At 75.7% G+C, this 2,193-nt stretch carries 2 protein-coding genes; one reads left to right on the forward strand and one right to left on the reverse strand.

Features of this window, described 5'->3' with window-relative positions; genetic code table 11:
- A partial coding sequence (locus tag AB0H87_RS41050; protein ID WP_360159049.1) for a helix-turn-helix domain-containing protein occupies positions 1 to 873 on the reverse strand: 873 nt, incomplete at its 3' end.
- Between the two features lie 234 nt (positions 874 to 1,107).
- Between AB0H87_RS41050 and AB0H87_RS41055 the strand changes: the two genes are divergently transcribed.
- On the forward strand, positions 1,108 to 2,193 hold a 1,086-nt coding region (locus tag AB0H87_RS41055), incomplete at its 3' end, for an AMP-binding protein (protein WP_360159052.1).

Consider the following 2,193-nt stretch of genomic DNA (forward strand, 5'->3'; position numbering starts at 1 on the left):
ACTGGTGGCCAATCCATCGACAGATTGACGTGCGTGCGTTGACAAGGAGGCCGCGATAATGAGATCGACCAGAGCCGCGACCGTCGCCGCGATCGCCAGGTCGCCGTAGGTGAGTGCCGCCGCCAGCCGTTGCCGCTCGACCGCGGCGGTGGCCGTGTGGCGCCGCAGCCGCTCGCCGGCGCCCGCGAGGACCGGACCCCGCCACAGGTCGAGCGCGTCACCGAGCTGCCGGGTCGCGTTGTCGACGTCGCCCGACGCACGGGCCTGTGCCGCCCGTTCGACCAGGCGGGCGAACGTCGCCAGGTCCAGCTCGTCGTCGTCGACCTCGAGCCGGTAACCGGAGCGGACGTGCCGCACCGTGCGGGCATGCCCCCGCCGGGGCCGGCCGGGCTCGAGGATGGTCCGCACCTGTGCGACGTACGTGTGGACGAGCCGCAGGCAGGACCGCGGTGGCTGCTCGCCCCACAGCACGTCGACGATCTCGTCGGTCGTGACGACCACCCCGGGCTGGACCGCGACCAGTCCCAGCAGGTCGCCCTGCATCCGCGAGCTGATCTCGACGGCGGCCCCGCCGCGGCGCACAGTGAGCGGGCCGAGCACGCCGACCCGGAGCACGCCCGCGCCCGGCGCGGCCTCCGGTGGTGCCGCCCGGAGCTGGCCGAGCAGGGCCGCGGTCTCGTTCTCGGAGAGGCCGAGCGTCGCGGCGACCCGGGTGAGCGCCGCCGGCCGGGGAGCGGTGACCCGGCCGCGCTCGATGTCGCGCAGCGCCCGCACGCTGATGCCGCTGCGGTCGGCGACCTCGCGCTGCGTCAGGCCGGCCCGCAGCCGGTGGCTCCGGAGCCGGTCACCGGCCGATCCGCGTCTGTGGCGCACTCGCAGCCCCCGCCCCGATCCTGTCGGTGGTCACCGACTATATCGGCGGTTACCAATCTGCCGGTGTCATCTGCCGCTTTTGCGTCACCCCGACCGGGTCCCGTGCACCGGGGCGGTGCCGTCGGCGCTGGTCAGGCAAGCCGCTGGGGGGCGCGGCCCGGCGCCGGACGGTGCGGGGACCGGCTGGGGTCGTGCTGGGGTCGGCCGCCCGTCGGGGATCCATACGGTGCCGACATGGGCATGCGCACCGTCGTGGAGGCGATCACCGGTCAGCGAACGCGCGGCACCCTCGAGGTCGCGGGCACCGCCGTCCCCTGGACCGACGTCCACCGCCAGGCTCGGCTCGTCGCGGGCCGGCTGGCGGCGCGCGGGGTCCGGCCCGGCGACCGGGTGGCCCTGCTCGGCGACACGGACGTCGACCTCGTCACCGCGATCCAGGCCACCTGGCTGGCCGGCGCGGCCGTCACGGTGCTGCCCCAGCCGGCGACGGACCCGGCGCACCTGCGCCGGATCCTCGGCGACGCGCGTCCCCGCCTCGTGCTCACGGCCTCGCCGGACCGGTTGCCGGTGGCCGACCTGGCGAACCTGGCCGACCTGGCCGCGACCGGCCCGGCCACCGGCCCGCTCCCGGACCCGCCCGACCCCGGCGATCTCGCGATCCTGCAGTACACGAGCGGATCGACGCGAGCGCCGCGCGGCGTACCCGTGAAGCATGCGCACCTTGCGGCGAACATCGATGCCATCCGGGCCGCGACCGACCACGACCGGATCCACCGGCGCACGGTGAGCTGGTTGCCGCTCTACCACGACATGGGGCTGGTCGGTGTGCTCTGCACGATGATGGCCTGCGGCTGCGACCTCGTGCTGGTGCCCACCGCGGAGTTCGCCGCGCGCCCGCTGGCCTGGCTCGACCAACTCGCCGCGACCCGCGCCACGATGACCGCCGCGCCGAACTTCGCGTGGGGCCTCGCCGCCCGCCTGCTGGCCGCCACGCCGACCCTCGATCTGAGCGCGGTGCGCGTGGCCGTGTCCGGCGGCGAGCCGATCGACCCGACGACGATGACCCGGTTCCTGGCCGCCGCCGCGCGGCACGGGTTCGACCCGGGCGCGCTGGTGTGCGCCTACGGCCTGGCCGAGGCGACCCTGGCCGTCACCATGACGCGGCCCGGGACAGGCCTACGGACCGACGTCGTCGACCCGGCCGGGCTGGAACGGCACAGTGTCGCCGTGCCGGCCGACGGCGGTCGACCGTTGACCCGCCTGGGACGACCGGTGGCCGGCACCCGGGTCCGCATCGTCAACGACACCGGGGAGGCGGGC

Source organism: Asanoa sp. NPDC050611, from assembly GCF_040654855.1.
Lineage (GTDB): Bacteria > Actinomycetota > Actinomycetes > Mycobacteriales > Micromonosporaceae > Asanoa.